General features: G+C 34.9%; 16 protein-coding genes and 2 pseudogenes. 15 read left to right on the forward strand and 3 right to left on the reverse strand.

Going from position 1 to position 19,820, the window contains the following annotated elements:
• From tauD to GTK57_RS12855, 9 genes are all read left to right on the forward strand, one after another.
• Complete coding sequence (gene tauD, locus GTK57_RS12815) at positions 1–846, forward strand: taurine dioxygenase (RefSeq protein ID WP_152873206.1); 846 nt, start codon at positions 1–3, stop codon at positions 844–846.
• Between the two features lie 384 nt (positions 847–1,230).
• Positions 1,231–1,761 carry a sigma-70 family RNA polymerase sigma factor gene (locus tag GTK57_RS12820; RefSeq protein ID WP_163123901.1) on the forward strand — a complete coding sequence of 177 codons (531 nt, stop codon included), beginning with the start codon at positions 1,231–1,233 and terminating at the stop codon, positions 1,759–1,761.
• Positions 1,752–2,780: a FecR family protein gene (locus GTK57_RS12825; RefSeq protein ID WP_152873210.1), complete on the forward strand. Its 1,029-nt coding sequence runs from the start codon at positions 1,752–1,754 to the stop codon at positions 2,778–2,780. Before GTK57_RS12820 ends, GTK57_RS12825 begins: the two co-directional genes overlap by 10 nt.
• A gap of 158 nt (positions 2,781–2,938) precedes the next feature.
• Positions 2,939–6,124, forward strand: a complete 3,186-nt coding sequence (locus GTK57_RS12830; RefSeq protein ID WP_378226891.1) for a TonB-dependent receptor — start codon at positions 2,939–2,941, stop codon at positions 6,122–6,124.
• A 183-nt stretch (positions 6,125–6,307) separates the two neighbouring features.
• Positions 6,308–7,099, forward strand: a complete 792-nt coding sequence (locus GTK57_RS12835) for a Slam-dependent surface lipoprotein (protein ID WP_152873214.1) — start codon at positions 6,308–6,310, stop codon at positions 7,097–7,099.
• A 75-nt stretch (positions 7,100–7,174) separates the two neighbouring features.
• The gene (locus GTK57_RS12840) at positions 7,175–8,665 is read left to right on the forward strand and encodes a surface lipoprotein assembly modifier (protein ID WP_152873216.1); all 1,491 of its coding nucleotides are present in this window, start codon (positions 7,175–7,177) and stop codon (positions 8,663–8,665) included.
• A gap of 64 nt (positions 8,666–8,729) precedes the next feature.
• Complete coding sequence (locus GTK57_RS12845) at positions 8,730–9,326, forward strand: biliverdin-producing heme oxygenase (RefSeq protein ID WP_152873218.1); 597 nt, start codon at positions 8,730–8,732, stop codon at positions 9,324–9,326.
• A 35-nt stretch (positions 9,327–9,361) separates the two neighbouring features.
• Entirely contained in the window at positions 9,362–9,787 is a 426-nt protein-coding gene (locus GTK57_RS12850; RefSeq protein ID WP_163123904.1) for a YbaN family protein, read from the forward strand.
• Positions 9,788–9,935: 148 nt separating this feature from the next.
• Positions 9,936–12,119 (forward strand): TonB-dependent receptor, encoded by a 2,184-nt coding sequence (locus tag GTK57_RS12855; protein ID WP_163124766.1) that lies wholly within the window; start codon positions 9,936–9,938, stop codon positions 12,117–12,119.
• A 110-nt stretch (positions 12,120–12,229) separates the two neighbouring features.
• Here the strand turns inward: GTK57_RS12855 and GTK57_RS12860 are convergent, their stop codons facing one another.
• Positions 12,230–13,129 (reverse strand): LysR substrate-binding domain-containing protein, encoded by a 900-nt coding sequence (locus GTK57_RS12860; protein ID WP_152872928.1) that lies wholly within the window; start codon positions 13,127–13,129, stop codon positions 12,230–12,232.
• 126 nt (positions 13,130–13,255) lie between these two features.
• On the opposite strand from GTK57_RS12860, the gene GTK57_RS12865 reads away from it, so the two are divergent.
• The 4 genes from GTK57_RS12865 (at position 13,256) to GTK57_RS12880 (ending at position 16,925) form a co-directional block, all read left to right on the forward strand.
• Positions 13,256–13,960 carry an SDR family oxidoreductase gene (locus GTK57_RS12865; RefSeq protein ID WP_152872929.1) on the forward strand — a complete coding sequence of 235 codons (705 nt, stop codon included), beginning with the start codon at positions 13,256–13,258 and terminating at the stop codon, positions 13,958–13,960.
• Positions 13,961–14,228: 268 nt separating this feature from the next.
• A complete protein-coding gene (locus GTK57_RS12870; RefSeq protein WP_152872931.1) occupies positions 14,229–15,227 on the forward strand; it encodes a putative oxygenase MesX in 999 nt (332 codons plus the stop codon).
• A gap of 42 nt (positions 15,228–15,269) precedes the next feature.
• A complete protein-coding gene (locus GTK57_RS12875) occupies positions 15,270–16,301 on the forward strand; it encodes a methionine synthase (RefSeq protein WP_152872933.1) in 1,032 nt (343 codons plus the stop codon).
• A gap of 129 nt (positions 16,302–16,430) precedes the next feature.
• A complete protein-coding gene (locus GTK57_RS12880) occupies positions 16,431–16,925 on the forward strand; it encodes a flavin reductase (protein WP_152872935.1) in 495 nt (164 codons plus the stop codon).
• An 88-nt stretch (positions 16,926–17,013) separates the two neighbouring features.
• On the opposite strand, the gene GTK57_RS12885 is transcribed toward GTK57_RS12880, so the two are convergent.
• Positions 17,014–17,721: a DUF1826 domain-containing protein gene (locus tag GTK57_RS12885; protein WP_152872937.1), complete on the reverse strand. Its 708-nt coding sequence runs from the start codon at positions 17,719–17,721 to the stop codon at positions 17,014–17,016.
• 159 nt (positions 17,722–17,880) lie between these two features.
• Positions 17,881–18,114 carry a VF530 family protein gene (locus tag GTK57_RS12890; RefSeq protein WP_152872939.1) on the reverse strand — a complete coding sequence of 78 codons (234 nt, stop codon included), beginning with the start codon at positions 18,112–18,114 and terminating at the stop codon, positions 17,881–17,883.
• A 458-nt stretch (positions 18,115–18,572) separates the two neighbouring features.
• Between GTK57_RS12890 and GTK57_RS12895 the strand changes: the two are divergent.
• Both GTK57_RS12895 and GTK57_RS12900 read left to right on the forward strand, forming a co-directional pair.
• A pseudogene (locus GTK57_RS12895) lies at positions 18,573–18,820 on the forward strand (hypothetical protein).
• Between the two features lie 664 nt (positions 18,821–19,484).
• Positions 19,485–19,616, forward strand: a pseudogene (locus tag GTK57_RS12900) (IS3 family transposase); the annotation flags it as partial.
• Between the last annotated feature and the right edge of the window lie 204 nt (positions 19,617–19,820).

Consider the following 19,820-nt stretch of genomic DNA (forward strand, 5'->3'; position numbering starts at 1 on the left):
ATGTCATTACAAATTAAAGAAATTAACCCAAACATCGGTGCAATTATTGAAGGTTTAGATTTAAACCAACTCAATGATCAATCTATTCAAGATATTCATAGTGCTTTATTGAAACATCAAGTGATTTTCTTTAGAAAGCAGCAACTCACTGCTCAATCACAAGTTCAATTAGCAAAAACTTTTGGAACTTTGCATATTCATCCTATTTATCCATCTATGGATGATGCGCCTGAAGTGATTGTTCTAGATAGTCATCGACAAGATTTACGTGATAATGATCTTTGGCATACAGATGTGACATTCAGCCAAACACCACCATTAGGTTGTGTACTTCAAGCCATTAAAATTCCTGAATTTGGCGGTGATACGCTTTGGGCAAGTGGTACTGCTGCATTTAATGCTTTAACGAGTGATCTACAAAATAAGCTTCGTGGCTTAACTGCGACCCATGACATTCGTAAATCATTTCCAATAGAACGCTTTGGTACAACACCTGAGGATCGCGAGCGTTTAGAAAACTCATTCCGTAAAAATCCACCTGTAGTGCATCCTGTGGTACGAAGCCATCCTGAAACTGGTGAGGATATTCTGTTTGTCAATGAAGGGTTTAGCACTCGAATTAACGAGCTTTCTGAAGCTGAAAGTGATGAATTGTTAAATTTCCTATTTGAACATGCCGTAAAAGAAGAATTTCATTTACGTTGGACATGGCAAGAGGGCGACGTCGCAATTTGGGATAATCGCTGTACGCAACACAAGGCTTTATTTGATTATGGAGATGCACATCGAATTATGCACCGTGCAACGGTAAATGGTTCAATTCCGTATTTCAAAAAAGCAAGTTGATTCTAAAATGCTTACATAGAAATTTTAGATATAAAAAGCCCTAAAAAATTAGGGCTTTTTTATTCTGTTTTCTTAACTTTTTATAAATATTGAACAGAGAACATGATTCCGCACAGAGCTTAGACTTTTTAATTGTTATTAAAGCTAAAAATTTACTAAATAATATCTGACTATATATCAATTGCTTGAAGTGCAGCATGAAATGATACCGTGTAAGTAAGATGAGTATTTCAAAATATTAACAATATAATTTATATAAATTACAATGTATTAGACTATGAAAAACAAAAACCATTGGTGTAAAGCAAAGATCCGCAAGATTCTTGACTTTTGTTAATGATAATTATTATCATTTGATCGGTATTTATTTAGAGTCTGATCGAAGTGAACAATTTTACAATACATATAGATCAGTTATATCGAAATCATCAAAGTTGGCTTCATCAATGGCTAAAATATAAATTAGGAAATGCAGATCAAGCTGCCGATATTGTTCAAGACACCTTTATTAAGCTTATACAAACTCGTGATGAATTATTGGGAGTGAAAGAACCACGTGCATATCTAACGTCAATCGCAAAAAACTTACTTATCGATCAAGTTCGCCGTAAAAAAATTGAACAAGCTTATTTAGATGGTTTGAGTCAACTGGAATATATGCTTGAGACGGTAGCATCTCCTGAAGATCAATTAGAAATTATTCAAGCAATTAATCAATTGTGTAAGGCTTTAGACGATGTTTCACAAAAAGCCCAACATGCATTTATTCTGCATTATTTGGAAGGGTATACCCATAAAGAAACTGCGGAAAAGATTGGTGTTTCGACTAAAATGATTCAAAAATATTTGGCAGCTTGTTTGGTACGTTGCTATCAAGTACGTTCAGAAATGGATTGTATTTTTAAATGGCAATAGAAAATAAGCATGAATCTATTCATCAACATCTTATTCAAGAAGCAGCGGAATGGTTGGTCTTATTAAGTTCCGATGATTTAGATATACAACAAGAAGCACAATTAAAATTTAATGAATGGAAATTAAAGAGTAAAGATCATCTTAAAATTGGTACCGATATTGAACATTGCTTGAATTCGATTCAAAAATTAGGCAGCACAACGCAACATAAAAAAATTGCCAAAACAGCATTAAATGCAGGTCTAAATTCAGGGAAACAATATAAGCACATATTAAGCACAACAGCTTTAGCATGCGTATTTTTTATTGCGTGTTATGGGTATATGCAATTCACCGATACATCTATAGGTTATTTAACAGCAGATATAAAAAGTAATTCTAATGCGTGGACAACAACCACACTTAAAGATGGATCTCAGCTGATTTTACGTGGAAAAAGCGCTGTAAATATTACATTTAATCAAGAGCAGAGAAGTATTGAATTAGTCCAAGGGCAAATGTATGTCGATGTCGCCAAAGATAAAACCAGACCTTTTATTGTTGAAACATCTCACGGATCGATAACAGCACTGGGGACTGCATTTAGTGTGGCTTATTCGCCATCATCAACCGAATTAAAAATGTTGCATTCTAAAGTTCGTGTTGAATCTTTACCTTTACATAAAGAGATGAATAGGCATTTAAATTCAACGGTAGTTCGTTCAGGGCAAGGTGTCGAAATGAATCAACAAGGGATACAAGCGATTCAAGAGATCAATGTTTATAACGAAACTCAGAAATGGAAAAAACACAAATTACTGGTCGAAAACTTGTCTTTAAGTAAAGTATTGAAAGAGTTAGATCAAAATTATCAAGGAAAAATCATATTTAATAAACAAGAGCTAGAAAACATAAAAGTAAGTGCAGTTCTACCTTTAGATCAGACACAAGATGCACTTCAATTACTTAATACGGTTTTCCCAAATTTAGCTATTAAAAAAATTACGCCTTATCTTATTGTTATTTCATTAAAAAATTAGTTTTTGAATGTTTTAATAAAATAATTTAGAAATAATTCTAATTTTTGGTTCCACTTTTTTAAATCTCATTCGTCATATTAAGTAGAAGCAAAACAATTGACTCATTTTAATTACGATTATTGAATGATTCTTATTACGTTTTAATTGGAAAATATGTAATGAAGATAAAAAAGCATAGCTCCATGAATCGTCGGGATTTATTCCGATTTTCAGCGCTTGCATTGGCAATAAATACAATATGCCTAGGTAGTATCATAATCCCTATGCAAAAAGCCCATGCAGAAGCGGTTGCGGTGAAATCTTATAATATTTCGAAGGGAACATTGGCGAATGTGCTGAATCAGTTTGCAGCACAATCGAATACTTCAATTGCTATAGATGCGACACAATTAAAAGACTTAAATAGCTCGGGTCTACAAGGTCGTTATTCGGTAGAACAAGGTTTTAAGCATCTTTTAGGTACAACACAATTTAGTGTGGTTAAAGTGGGGCAAGGTTATGTGCTGACTAAAAGCACCGCTCAACCCATTCAGAAAAATACATCAATACCATCACAAGAATCATCAAGCAATATATCGACAACAAATCTTGTTAATCCTTTAGAAAAACCCAGTGTAAAACTTTCAACTATTGTTGTTTCGGGGCAAGAAAATAAAGATGTTGCAGGTTATAACAAAGTCTATGAAGCCAATCATTCTACGGTTTATGCAGGTAAAGAATATGTAGAGCGCTTCAAAGGCACAAACCCTGCAGATGTGCTACAAGGCATGGTGGGTGTTTATAGTGGTGATGCGCGTAATAGCGGTGCATTAGATCCTAGTATTCGTGGGGTTCAAGGCGTTGGTCGTGTTCCTTTGACCATTGACGGTACAGAACAATCTATTGCTGTTTGGCGTGGCTATAACGGGGTGAATAATCGGAACTATATTGATCCCAACTTAATTGCCAATATTGAGGTTGTAAAAGGTCCATCTCTAGAACGTAATAAGACTACATCGGTTGGTGGTGGTGTGGTCGTGAAGACCTTAGAAGCAGAAGATATTGTACGCCCTGGCAAAAGTTTTGGTGCAGAACTAAAAGTTGAAGGTTCTTCTAATTCAATTGATCCATCTTTACCTAATATGAATAAAATTGGGCAAAATTATGATGATACTGTTCCGTGGATTAAAGTAAATGGGGCTTCATTTGACCCAGATATTTACAAGAAAAATAGAACAACGGATGATAATTCATTTTTTTCAGGTGATGATTTAGCGGGTCGTTTAGCACTTGCAACTAAACAAGATAAATTTGATTTATTGGCTGTTTATGCTGTTCGTGAACGTGGTAATTATTTTTCTGGTAAAAAAAATTCAGACTACTATAAAAGAGCAGAACCAAGTGGTGGTTTAGACTTCATTCCTTATTTTGCGTATGCATATAAACCCGGTGATGAAGTCCCAAATACATCAAGCCATATGGAGTCTTGGTTATTTAAAGGAACATATCGACCAACCGATGACCATACTTTAAAGCTGACTTTTAGAGATACAAAAAACCAGTTTGGTGAAATTATGCCTTCACGCATTACGTGGGGAGTAACACCTGAAATTGGCGTTCCACAGTGGCCATTAAGTCATGTTCGTTCAAAAGCTTACAGTTTGGAATATAAATATAATCCTGAAGCATCGCCGTGGATCGATTTTTATGCAAACTTATGGCAAACAGATACAGAAAGTCAGACATATACACGTGGTGGTTGGCCAACGGAAATTGATTACGATACTAAAAAGCTTATTAACACTGCTATTAGTTATTCAGATAATAAACGGCAAGGTATTACGGTAAGTAATAAATCTAATTTTTCAGATAATTTAGATTTAACATTAGGTGCCAGTTTTTTAAAAGAAGAACTTAGCTCTAAAGATGTTTATGGTAATTTTGGTGAATATGTTGCTTTATTTCAAGCATTACCACGAGCAGGTCGTAGGGAAGAAACATCATTCGATTTTAATATAGGATATCGACCATTTTCTTGGCTTAGTTTGAATGCAGGAATGCGTCATCGTTCTTATTGGGCATTTGATGATTTCCAAAATAGATCTATAAATGGTCAAGTAGATCCTAAACTAAATCCATTATTTACTAAAAAAGTAAGGTCGACAGAATATACGTACGACTACATGACAATGCCAGATTCGTACACACCAGCTCAACAACGTCAACTTGATCGACTTATTCCAAATTATGCAAAGAAGAATCCTGATTGGGATGGCAATTTAGCATCTATACCTAAAACTGAAAATTTATTACAACGCTTAATTTGGACCCAAAAAAATTCAATTGTTTGGAAAGCAGATGAAAATGGAAAGTTCTCTTTAGAAAATAATCCACTTGATCAACTTAATGCCTCTGGCGAAAAGTTTATCAATGGAAGTTTTTCACCGATAAAAAATGAACTTATTCCTATTACTTCAGTTGAAAAAGTAAAAGACAGTGGTTGGGCGCCACAGTTAAGCGCATCGGTTCAAATCACACAAAATAATAGAATATATGCGCGCTATGCCGAAGAATATCGTTTACCAAGTTTATTTGAAAGTACTGTTGGCTTTTCAGCACTTATTCCTTATGAAGGAATTAAACCTGAACATGCTTTTAACTATGAAGTTGGTTATGTGTATGACATGCGTGATTTATTCAAAAGTGCAAGAAATGCAGACTTAAAACTCGCGTATTACTACAACAAGACTAAAAATGTCATTGAACGAAATCAAAACTTAATTTTTACCAACATGGAAGAACAAAAGCTTTCTGGCTTGGAACTACAAAGTCGATTTGATAATGGCGGTTTTTTCACAGACTTAAGCATGTCATATAACTTAAAAAATGAAGTTTGTGATACCAATAGTGCCATTTTAAGAACCATTAATAGTCGTACTGTACAAACAGATCAAGGCGTTCAATTTGTCCTTCCATACGAACGTTGTGTTGATGATGGTTTTCCAAATGGATATTTAGTCACGATGGCTACACCCAAAATTAGCTTCCATGGATTATTTGGGGCTCGATTCTTCGATGAAAAACTGGAGCTAGGTGCACGTGCAACTTTTTACAAAGGTTATGAAAGTCCAATTCGTACAGGTGGTGATTCTAGTATTAACCAAGGTTATTACCTAAGTGTGCCATTGGCTTGGGATGATACATGGATTTTTGATGCCTATGCACGATACCAAATTGATGAATACAACACATTCGAGCTTGTAGGAAATAACGTTACCAATCAATTTTATATAGACCCATTGACGCGAAGTGCAATGGCGGCACCAGGTCGAACGCTAAAAATGAGTTGGACCACGAAGTTCTAGCAAAATATTTAAAAGAATTTAATTTCAACACAATAGTTGAAATTGATGGGCGTAAATAATAAAGGATTAATGATTATTATTTACAAAATAAAAGTAAGCATTTATCACTTTGCTTGCTCTATAACGCAATAAAGAAAACTTAATTAATCAATAAATAAGTCAATTAAAGACGGAGTAACAAAAATGAAAGTTTCTAAAGTATTGGTCGGTCTATTTGCTTGTTCTGCATTTTTAACACATGCAGGCATTGATGGCGCGACAAGCAATGAAAATAACATTGCAGTTGGCACTTCAACAAGCTCGAATCATGTAGGTGGTACAGCTGCCTTAGCTGTTAAAGCAGCGGGTGCTCCTTATGACGCATTCACAGGTTTTAACGCATTAAAAGGCATGGCTCAACGATTCTCTGACCAAGGGACAAGTAATACTAATGTAACAGCGGGTTCTGCTAGCTTTAATGTTTCTCATATTCCTGTCACTGCTGTTCCACCAACACACAGTGCATTAGGTAATTTTAATTTTGCACAAGTTGGTTCACAAGAAGTCTTTTTCGGTGATTGGTGGAAGGCAGGTGATACACCAGAAAGCGCAAGTCATACTGTTTATTATGCAGGAGACAATAGTAATACGACGGTTCCAACTGCTGGAACGGCAACGTATTCTGTTGCAGGTATAAATGGTTCTGCAACAAACTTATTAACGGGTAATTTCACAGCAGATTTTGGTGCGGGAACACTTGAAGGTTCTCTTGCAGGAACAGGGACTACGGTGTCTAATTTAACATTAGATGGCGTTACATTTAATGCAGGAAGTGCTGCATTTTCTGGTGGTGCAAATGCAAATGGCACTGCGGGCTTGGATCAATCAGGTCTTGTAACAGGTCAATTCTTTGGTGCCGATGCTGCAGCATTGGCAGGTATTGCTCAATTTAATGACGCCTCATACAACACCTCATTTGGTGGTGCTAAGAATTAATTTTAACAAAAGGAATCTACATGTGTAGATTCCTTTTTTATTTTTCAATGTAATTAAATTGGTTGTTCATTGCGTATGAAGCGTACTTTTTTGTGTTGTCTAAGTTTATTCAGTTATACGCATATACATGCAGATAACGAAACACAATTACGTCTAAATCAAAACTTAGATCAGAAACTCTTACAACAGCAACAAGCGTTGAAACAAGATCTATCTATTCAAAATTTAAATGAATTACCACAAATACAAATTAATGGGCAAAAATATCATGTAGAACAAAGCGAAGATGATTTGGCAAAAGCACTTTATCTTACTGTTATGCAAAAAAACTGGGCTAATGTACCCATCTATTTAGAAAATTATAAAAAGTTCGAGAATTACGATAAAGCACTGACTGAATTTGCCGAAGGTGCGATGTTGCGCGCGCAGGCTAAGTTAAAACAAGCAGAACAAAAATTTAGAAACAGTTTATCCATTCAGCCAAATAACTTAATTTGTGAACTTGAATTGGCACGCGTTCTATTCGAACAACAAAAAAATAAAGATGCCTCTCTGTTATTTAGCCAAATTCAAGAAAAATCTACAATCAGTGATCAGCGAGTTATACCGCCTGAAATTTTAAAGACTATCGATATTTTTCAAAAGGCAATTGAAAAGCGAGATTCATGGCAAGGTTCAATGGCTATAGGACCTACATATGCCAATAATTTAAATAGTTCATCTGAACAAAGTAAAACTTGGACTTTATATGGCTTAGATCAAGATAAAAATGTAGTTCCAGTTCAGCAAATTACACGAGGAAGCCCTGCGGCTGAATCTGCAAATGGTGTCGATTTTGATGCAAGCCTAATCAAAAGATTTTCAATTAAAGGGAATCATGGACTTTCAATTCGTGGGCTTGCTTTTGGTCAATCTTATGATGATTACGTTCAATATAACGAATCAACTATAAACATTGCCGCAGGCTATAGTTATTTCGATCAGAAAAACCAAATTACGTTCAGTCCTTTGTTTGAACATAAAAATTATGGCAATAACAGTTTATACAATGCTTGGGGCGTGCGTGCAGAATGGATGAGATTCATCTCCAATGACAAGGCATTCAAGCTTGAGGCGGAAGCAAAAGATTTAGATTATCAAAGATTTAAAAACTTAGATGGCTTAGAAACTTCGGCATTATTTACCTTTTGGAAAATCTTACCTAAGCGGTGGACGCTCTTTAGTGGTGTAGATGTACTTGACCACAATACCAAAGAGAAATTTCTAGCATCTTACCAACAACAAGGTGTGCGCTTAGGTTTAAGTAAAGTTTGGAATACTGGTTTTAACACCACACTCTTTAGCTCGTATCGCTGGCGACAATTCGATGAACATGTCGCAACTTTTGGCACACGCCGTCATGATTTTGAAGAAAATTATACTTTTGTATTGCAAATGCCACGCTTCAAATTTTATGGAATGACACCTAGCTTAACCTATAGATATAACCACAATAAAAGCAATGTTGATTGGTTGTATTCCTATGACAAACAAAACCTTAGTTTAAAACTCGAACATCGGTTTTAAGGTGAATTGATGATTTTCTACAATTAAGTTTGATTGATTAATAATTCATTTTAGGAGAATGATAATGAATACATCAGTAAATATACAAAATACACAAAGCTTATCTTACAGATTAAAGCATGAAACGGCTTCAGAACATGAGCGTATGCATCAATTGATGGCAAAAGCAGATGTTTTTTCAAGCCAAGAACAATATGGAAAATTCACTTTATCTCAATATTATTTCCAAAAAGAAATTGAAAATTTATTCGATAAAGAGGGTATAGCAGAACTTATTCCAGACTTAGGTATTCGTGGGCGTTCAGATAAAGCTTTGCAAGATTTAAGCGATTTAAACATTCAGCCACAAGGACAGAGCTTGCAAACTGAGCACATCAAATTACCCGAAGCGCTTGGCTGGATTTATGTGTCTGAAGGTTCAACTTTGGGCGCAGCATTTTTATTTAAAGAAGCTCAGAAAAAATTAGGTTTGTCTGAAAGCTATGCTGCGAGAAATTTAGCTGCATATCCTGAAGGTCGTGCAAAAGTGTGGAAACGGTTTGTAGAAGCGTTAGATGATTCAGGATTTGATCCAAAGCTACAGAATCGTGTTGTACAAGGTGCACTAGATGCTTTTGAATATTTCGGACAAGCGCTTATTCAACTTAAAGAGCTGAAATAAATAAAAGGATATCGCAAATAAAACTAGGAATAATAATGTCTGAAATGGAAAATACATTGAATAATATCAACGCACAAACTCAAAAACCAGAAAGCAAATTGGCTCGTTCATTATTTTGGCGAATTATATTTATTTGTCTTGCTTGGATCTGTATTTTTTTAGGCGTATTGGGCATTTTTATTCCTGGTTTACCCACGGTAGATTTTATTTTATTGGCTGTTATTTTTTCTGCAAAAGGCTCAGAAAAACTGCATGCATGGTTTTTAAAAAATCGATTTATAGGACCTATTATTCACGAGTGGAAAGAACATCGTCGTATTCCTAAAAAAGCAAAGTATATGTCTACAATGAGTATGAGCGTTGCGGCAGGACTCATGATTTGGACAATTCCACATCCTTGGTTTGTTTATCCTGCAATTGCATGTATGGCTTGTGTACTGATATGGATGTGGCGTAAATGAAGATCTATAAAATTGAAAAGCTTTGTTATAAAAAATTAAACATCGGGAGTCCGTTATATTTTTTGTAATTTAAATAATAATGATAATCATTATTGATGAATTAGCACGTAATATACGCATACAAAAAGTTGAACTTTGGATTAAAAAAATGCGTTTGTCTTATTTAACCATCAGTATTTTAGCGACAACGACAAGTATGCTGAGTTATGCAGACGAAGTGAAAAATACTTCGTCCGAAAGTAAAACACTAGCACCCATTATTATGACGGCAACAAGAACCCCAAAAAGCATTGCAGAAATTGCAGGCACTGTTCAGAACATTCGTGGTGATGAAATTAGTCAACAAGCTGCTGCGGGGCGTAAACTTGCCGATGTTTTAGCACAACTCGTACCATCTTTAGCACCAAGTAGTGGAACTACAAGTAATTATGGGCAAACCATGCGAGGACGTAATGTTTTAATTATGATTGATGGTGTTTCACAAACAGGTTCACGTGATGTTGCACGTCAATTAAATAGTATTAGCCCAAATATGATTGATCATATTGAAGTCGTTTCAGGTGCAACAAGTATTTATGGTTCGGGTGCGACAGGCGGTATTATTAATATTATTACAAAACGTGCCAATAAAGAAAAACCACTTAGTTTTGAAACAAAACTAGGAATTACATCTGCTGATAATTTTCGTGGCGATAGTTTAGCGTATAACGTGGGTCAAACCATGTCCTTTAGTCAAGATCAGGTCGATGGCTTCTTCGGAATTGATTATACTCGTCGAGGTTCTCAGTTCGATGCTCAAGCTAATCGAATTTCATTAAGTCCTTGGCAAGGCAGCACTATGGATACAGATACAATTGATATAAATGGACGTTTGAATTTCAATTTAACTGATACACAAACTTTAAGTGTTGGTGCTCAGTACTATCAAGATAAACAAGATACAGATTACGGGCCAGATTATCGTTATATTGCAGATAAAACTCCACCATCACATCAAGCAATTAAAGGGTGGAATTTACCCAATCAACCCTTTACCAAGCGCTATGCGATTAACTCACAATATCAAAACCAAGATTTCTTGGGTCAAAACCTGAATATAGAAGCATATTATCGAAATGAAAAATCTCGATTTGTGCCTTATGGTTATTTAGCAGATGGTAAAACAGTCAAACAAAGTCAATCTAATGTCGATTTTGCAGGTATACGCAGTACGATTCAATCTGACTTTAAAATTGCAGATCGAGATTTAACATTAAATTACGGTCTAGATTATGATTGGGAAAAAGATCATCAATGGGCTGACTTATATATCGCTAATAATCAAGGTTTAGAATATATCCCTACAGGGCAAAAACAAGGACAGGGACCAGACACACAAATTCAAAATATTGGGACTTTTGTGCAAGGTGACTTTGCTTTAAATGATCAACTCAATATTCAAGCAGGTGTACGTTATCAATATGTGCAAGCAGATACAAAAGGCTATTTAACTGCACGTGACCCTGCAACTTGGATGCCTGCAGATTCAACCGATTCAGGAAAATTCCTATTTAATATTGGGTCTGTTTATAAAATTAATGATGAACAACAAATATATGCCAATTTTTCACAAGGCTTTAGCTATCCAGATGTGCAACGTGTATTACGTGATGTCGCAGCTTATACTCTAACAACATCGGGTATAGAACCCATTACAGTAAATAGTTATGAACTAGGTTGGCGTTTAGACCAGAATAAAGGGCTTAATTTAGGGCTTACAGGTTTTTATAATACCTCAGATAAAGTCGTTCAATTTAATTCTAACCGCTCTGTGAATGTTGTAGATACCGACCAACGGATTTATGGGCTAGAAGCAACAGCATCATATCCATTTCTTGAGAACTTTAAAGTAGGCGGAACTTTAGGTTATACACGTGGTCAATACAAAGATGCAGCCAAACAATGGCATGAACTTAATTCTTTTGTCGTATCGCCTGTAAAGGGAACGATTTTTGCTGAATGGGACAATAAAGAAGGTTCTGGTATTCGTGCACAAATGCAGGCAATTAAAGGCACTGACAAAGCGTATAACGATGACTTAAAATTAGATGAATTAGGTTTAGCAAAAAATGATAGTAATAGTGCAGCTAGAATTAGGGGGTATACCACTATGGATATCCTCGCACATTTTCCGATTGCAAAAGGTCGTGTAGATTTTGGTATTTACAATGTTTGGGATAAACAGTATCTATCTGTTTTTGCACAACAGGCAGCAATGACCAATGATAATGGTTTATTGCGTATTCCATCGGAAGGTCGAACATTTGCGCTAAGTTATACCATTAACTACTAACTAACATCTTAGGATTAGATTATTAGAGCTTCCCAATATTCTTTGGTTGGCTCTAATTTGTAAGCAGTTAAAAAATTTAGAGTGTTAAATCGTACAGCATAATATTTATCTTAATCATTATGATTGTCTACAAATTGAGAAACCAACCAATTATAAACTTTCATAAGGTTTTCAGTATTTGATGAATGACGAGGTGAAACTAAATAAAAGCCCGTTTCCATCTTTAAAGTATGCTCAACAACTTGAATCAGCTTTTTAGTTTGTAATTCCTCACGAATAAAAATTGGATTTACCAACGCAATTCCTTGTGCGGAAATTGCGGCATCAATCGCAAGAGTTGTTTGATTAAAGCGAATATTCTTAAGTGTGTTTAATGGTAATTCCACGTTAGATTTTTCTAAAAAAATAGACCATAAATTATGTGCATCGTGTAAGAAGGTATAGTTGAATAAATTATCTAAACTTAAGTATTGATTTTCTAACTTTACTAATTGCGGACTTGCAACAATAACAAAAGAATCTTGCAAAAGTAATGCTGTATTCAAACCTCCTCCCAATGGAGGGCTACCATAGCGTATTGCTAAATCTACACCGTCATTTTGAAAATGAGATATTTTTTCAGTTGCCAAAATTTGTAATTCAATATCAGGGTGCATCGCCGTGAAGTCGGCAAGCCTTGGGATTAACCATTTAGAAGCAAAAGTAGGTGTCGCACTAATGGTGATATGTTGCTTTTCATGGACAAAAGATTGAGTTGCTTCATGAATTAAAGCAAAAGCTTGATGGATACTATAAGCATAATTTCGCCCATTCGCTGTTAATGAAACACCTTTTGAATGCCTTTCGAATAGTTTTACACCTAACTCTTCTTCTAAACTGCGAATTTGTTGTGCAACAGCACTTTGTGTCACATTGAGTTCATTCGCTGCCAATTTAAAACTTAAATGTCGACTTGCTGACTCAAATGCTTTTAAAGCATTTAATGAAGGGAGTTTTTTTAGTATTTTCATAAATATATACAGTAGTTTTTCTACAGTTAAAACAAAGAGAATCTTGGGTAAAGAATAAAAACTAACATGCTATGCTGTTTTAAATAGAGCAATATATAACATTAATTGAATTTTAGGATAGCACACATGACTGTAGAAAAAGTAGCGTTAGTTATAGCAGGTGGTAGTGGCATGGGTGCAGCTGCTGCGCGTCAATTACATCAAGATGGCTTTCATGTAGGTATTCTTTCATCTTCTGGAAAGGGAGAGAAACTTGCAAAAGAGTTAAATGGTATTGGAATTACAGGCTCAAATCAGTCTACAGAAGATATCAAAAAGCTTGTTGAATTGGCATATCAAAAATGGGGACGTATTGATGTTTTAGTCAATAGTGCAGGGCACGGACCACGTGCGCCAATTCTAGAGATTACAGATGATCAGTGGCATTTAGGATTAGATACTTACTTCATGAATATTATTCGAGCAACTCGAATTGTCACTCCAATAATGGAAAAACAAAATTCAGGTGTGATTATTAATATTTCAAGTGCTTGGACTTTTGAACCAAGTGATATGTTCCCAACATCTGCTGTATTTCGCGCAGGTTTAGCTTCATTTACCAAAATATATGCAGATCAATATGCGGCAAAAAATATTCGAATGAATAACATTTTACCTGGTTGGATTGATAGTCTTCCTGAATCCGAAGATCGCCGTATATCTGTACCATTACAGAGATATGGTACCAGTGAAGAAATTGCAGCAACCGTAAGTTTTTTAGCATCTAAAGGTGCAGGATATATTACGGGACAGAATATCCGTGTTGATGGTGGCATTACACGTTCGGTTTAAAATACATACAAATATGATCAATCAATTCTAGTATTTTATGATTGTTTGATCATTAAAACTCCCCAAACCCATACATATAAAATAGGACCTAAATACAAATACTCAGTTTTATGCTTTATAAATTGATGATTAATCAAATCTAAAAACCACAAACATGAATATTACTCATCTTTTATTGAATTTATATCGTTTTACTCATCTTTTGATTCAAGCTTAAATAAGCTCATACAGAAATTTAGCTTTTTATAAAAATTTAGGGTGAATCTTCATGAGTAAGAAATTTGAGTGTTCAATTAAGCGTATTCGCTTTGATGAAAACTATGAGCCAGCAAATAATACACGTTTAACAACTAACTTTGCCAATTTGGCTCGTGGTGAAAGTCGCCAAGAAAATCTTCGTAGAACATTAGCGATGATCAATAATCGTTTCAATACTTTGGCAAGTGTTGATAATCCTAAAGCCGATCGTTATTCACTTGAAATTGACATCATTTCTGCTGAAATTGATATCGAAGGTAATGGTCAAACGTTTCCGTTCATTGAAATGCTGAAAAGTACCATTACAGATCACAAAACCAATGAACGTATTGAAGGCATGATTGGTAATAGCTTTTCATCTTATGTACGTGATTACGATTTTAGCGTCGTTTTATTGGAAAATGGCTTCAAAACAGGCGAAAAACCTGAAAACTTTGGTGATTTACACGGGAAACTTTATCAACATTTAGTAAATTCAGATGTGTTTAAAGCCGAATTTAGCAAACAACCTGTGATTTGTTTGAGTGTTTCAACATCTAAAACTTATTTCCGTACGGCAAATCTTCATCCTGTATTAGGTGTGGAGTATAAAAATGATGAACATTCACGTACAGACGACTATTTCGCAAAAATGGGTTTAAGCGTTCGTTATTTCAAACCTGAAAATGGTAATGCACCTTTAGCATTCTACTTTGCAGGCGATTTACTCCGTGATTATACCGATTTCGAATTAATCAGCGCGATCAGTACCATGGAAAGCTTTCAAAAAATTTATCGTCCTGAAATTTATAACAGCAATTCAGTTGCAGGCGTTGTGTATCAGCCAAGTTTGAGCTATCAAGATTATTCATTGACTCGAATTGTCTATGACCGTGAAGAGCGTGGTCAACTTGCAGTTAAACAAGGGAAGTGGACTGAGGAAAATTTCATCAAGCCTTATAACGACATCCTGAATAAATGGGCTGCAAACTTTAAAGTGAAAACAGCTCAGCAAGATCACGCTGCTTAATACATCACCGTTATTTACGAATTTAGAGAAAGAAGATTAGACATGGCAATTTTATTACCAACATCAACAGCAGGCAGCTTACCAAAACCATCTTGGCTTGCCGAACCTGAAAAGCTTTGGTCACCTTGGAAATTACAAGGCGATGAATTGTTAGAAGCAAAGCAAGATGCATTGCGTTTGTCATTACAAGAACAAGTACATGCTGGCATTGATATTGTGAGTGATGGCGAACAAACTCGTCAGCATTTTGTGACAACCTTTATTGAACACTTAGATGGCGTAGATTTTGAAAAGCGTGAAACGGTTCGAATTCGTAATCGTTATGATGCAAGTGTGCCATCGGTCGTTGGTGCGGTAAGCCGTCAAAAGCCTGTATTTGTTGAAGATGCTAAGTTTTTACGCAGCCAAACCAATCAACCAATTAAATGGGCGTTGCCTGGCCCAATGACTATGATTGATACGCTATATGATGGTCACTACAAAAGTCGTGAAAAATTGGCTTGGGAATTTGCAAAAATCCTTAATCAAGAAGCACGTGAATTAGAAGCTGCGGGTGTAGATATTATTCAGTTCGATGAACCTGCATTTAATGTGTTCTTCGATGAAGTGAATGATTGGGGTGTTGCAACATTAGAACGTGCACTTGAAGGCCTGAAATGTGAAACTGCTGTACATATTTGCTATGGCTACGGTATTAAAGCAAATACAGATTGGAAAAAGACTTTAGGCTCTGAATGGCGTCAATATGAAGAGGCATTTCCTAAACTACAACAATCTAAAATTGATATCGTATCTTTAGAATGCCAAAACTCACATGTACCAATGGATTTAATTGAGCTAATTCGTGGTAAAAAAGTGATGGTTGGCGCAATTGATGTTGCTTCTAATACTATTGAAACACCTGAAGAAGTCGCAAATACCTTACGTAAAGCACTTCAATTTGTAGATGCAGATAAACTTTATCCTTCAACAAACTGTGGTATGGCGCCATTATCTCGTCAAGTTGCACGTGGCAAGCTCAATGCTTTAAGTGCAGGCGCAGAAATTATTCGTCAAGAACTTGGTGCTCAGTAATAAATTTTTAGCTATCAATAGCACATGAGATATAAAAAACACCTTCAGCACATGCACCCATATGAGCAAATTGGGTGCGTTGCGAAACCAAAAAACGAGGGTTCAGATGTAGAACCTAGGAACAAAGTGATGATTCAAGCAACAGACTTTAAAAATGCAATGTCTTTATTAACAAGTGCCGTAAATGTTGTAACTACAGCAGGTACATCTGGTATGCATGGATTTACAGCTTCTGCAGTATGTAGTGTTACCGATACACCACCGACATTATTGGTCTGCATGAATCAATCATCACGTTCTCACATGCATTTTATTGAAAATGAAATTCTGACTGTGAATGTTTTGGGCGCACAACATGAGCAGATTTCTAATGCATTTGCATCGAGTAAATTCACTTCAGATCAGCGGTTTAAACTTGGTTCATGGACAACACTAGAAACTGGTTCGCCTGTTTTAAAAAATGCTTTAGCAAGTTTTGATTGTGAAATTGATCAAATTCAACAGATAGGAACTCATAGTATTTTTATGTGTCGTGTGGTTGCCATACAACAAAGCCAGCAGGAGCAAGCTTTGGTTTATTTTAACCGCGCTTATCATCAAGTTGGTCAATTAGAAAATGCTTAAATAAAACATAAAACCCATATAAAAATATGGGTTTTAATCACTCAAAAAATAGATAATTAATTGATTTAAATATAAAAATAATAAAAATTTAACAGATTAATAACAACCTATACTCACCATCATTTTCAATAGGCGCTCGATGAACACAAGGTAAAACTTGTTGTGTAGGATGATCAACCGCTAAACGCCATAAATGTCCTGTCGCTAAATTTGTAGGTTTGGCATTTGGTTTGGGTTGATAGTGTAAATCAAAAAAATACTCTTCTAAAAATTGATCAAATTCAGCATCTTGATCATTTTGTCCATCATATAAGTCTTTCAGTTTTTTTCTAATTTCAGGAATTAATATTTTTTGTTCAACTTGATCATTCGCAATAATATCGCTTGCAGCACCATAATATGTACATAAAAAAGTATCTGTTGCTATAGGCGAACGATCAACATGATATGAGTACACATCTGTTGAAATAAAATCGAGTTCATCATCACGTTCGTAACATTTAAGCAAATTCAAAGAAGGAGAGGCTCCAAAATCGGTTAAAAGCTGAATATCGCTTAAAATTATTTTTCGAGCTAAATTTCCATTTTCAGACAGATTTAACGCCAATAGATCTTCAATTGAAATCTCTGTGATATTTTCTTCTAATGAAAGTTTGCAAACAATCTCTTCGAAATCTCCAAACAAATTCCTTTGCCAGCAAATCGCATTATTTAATCCTTGAAATGTTGTATTAACCAATTCAGGGAAGTCATTCACGACTTTAATTTGAGGATTATCTAAAAATGGATTGTTCATGCAAAAATGGAAGATTCATAATATGTGTTTCATCATACACGCAGGTTTGTATAAATACAGCGTGATTAATCTACATCTAGGCGTTAGAACGTCTAAAAAGATAAATAATGAAAGAAACAATATTGAAGGAGAAATATCTGATGATGTGTAGTGTGCAGGCTAATTCTGTTTGGCTTTTTGGCGTAAGACATACAAATATAAGCTTTCTACTTTTTCACGTGCCCATGGTGTGGTACGTAAGAATCGCAATGATGATTTAACACTTGGATCTATGCAAAAACATCTAATTTCAATTTTATGACTTAAACCTTCAAAGCCACCGTAGTAATCTAATAATTCTTCTAAAATGTCAGCAAGTTTTTTGCCGTGTAAAGGGTCATTGGAGGTGTTCATAGTAGACAACCATATTGTGGGAGACCATTATTATAACCTGAGCTAGTTGGAAAATGAGAGCTTTGGAAGATGCATAAAGTATTTAAAATAATTAATAACTAGAAAGCTTTTTAATGTATGTATGGAATTCATGATTTAAATCTGCAATGTATTGTAGCAGCGTCATGCGGCATATAAGTTGCCATTTCTGCAGTCTAATAATCAATAGCTTAAGGCTTTAAATGACAAAGAATGTCAGCAATCAACGACACATAAGTTGTCATTTTTATACTCAATGTATTCAATTACTTGAAGTAAATATTTCAAAAAATCAATTAAGCACTCATATATATTCTTCAAAACTACTTTTATCCAAAAAGATTTTTATTTAATTCACTATTTTTATAAGACATTAGGCTAAAATAGCTATTATGTTATTCGCCAGCCTAACCAAATTTAATCAAAATAAGGTTTTAGATATGAAAATTAACAGCTTAGAGGATGAAAGTGATATAGCTACCGCAGCAGTTAGGGAACTTTGTAAAAGTTTTATTGAGAATGCACGTATCAACACAGTACTTTATGTGGAGAATGATGCAATATGGAGCAAGGCTCCTAATAGCCCTCCCGTCTTAATTAAAAAATATTTGGAGTCAACCCTAAGCTAACCAAAAAAAATGCTAGATCAGGTACTTATAAAATTAAAAAACGGAATATTAGTACATAAAACAAATAGTTCATACTAAGCAGACCTCTACAAAAATAACGTAATTCATAATTATATAAATTTAGAAAATGGTAAAACAACATGCTTTATGAAGAACTAGCAAAAATAGAATTTTCAAAACAACAATACATTTTTAAATTATTAACTGGAAAATTACTCCTAACAGCTATGGCAGTCCAAAAGGATAGTTAGAAACACTACACATTTGGACAAATATTTAGGTTTATCTAGTAGCCCCTAAATTTATAAATTCTATCTGTACGTCATAGCATCATTTTCATTAGGGTAAACCATGATTGAAGGGCTAAGTGCAAAATTCCCATAACTAGGGATTACCATTTGATTGTTAGTAAAATTATTTAATTTATAACCAATATAAGTTGCTGTACTATCTTCTCTCATTAGGGCCATTACTTTACAACCAAATTTTGTACATCTAACTAACTGAAGATAGCCACCTATTGTAAGATAATTATGTTCATGAATTACTTGAGCTAAAGTATATAAGGGTGCTCGTCTCTTTAATAAATCACTGTCTATATTTTCTTTAAAGTTTTCAATTTGGGTTTCGATTTCGTCTTTTCTGTCGCCTATTATTAAATACTCTTTATTACTAAAATCATGAAGTGTGCAAGTGATTTTCGTATCATTTGGGAATACAGTCTTGTTTGACTATATTGAGATTTATTACAATCGGGTCAGAAGGCATTCCGCAAACGGCTGGTTAAGCCCAGAAGCCTTTGAACAGAAATATTTTAAGAATTTAGAGGGATTTGTTGTCCACGATACTGTCTAGGATCACCTTTTGAGCACAGAACTTAAATAGGCATACAGATCTAACCCATTCAGGACTTTATTCTTGATAAAAATCATCTAATACCACAGAGAATCTATAAATAATAATGCGTAAGTCTTATTAAAAGACTACGATATTAATTTTTATTTATATCCATTGTATCATACTCAAAAATTCCGACTCTAAATCGACGATTTGCATCAA

The sequence above is a fragment of the Acinetobacter portensis genome (genome assembly GCF_010646905.1).
GTDB lineage: Bacteria > Pseudomonadota > Gammaproteobacteria > Pseudomonadales > Moraxellaceae > Acinetobacter > Acinetobacter portensis.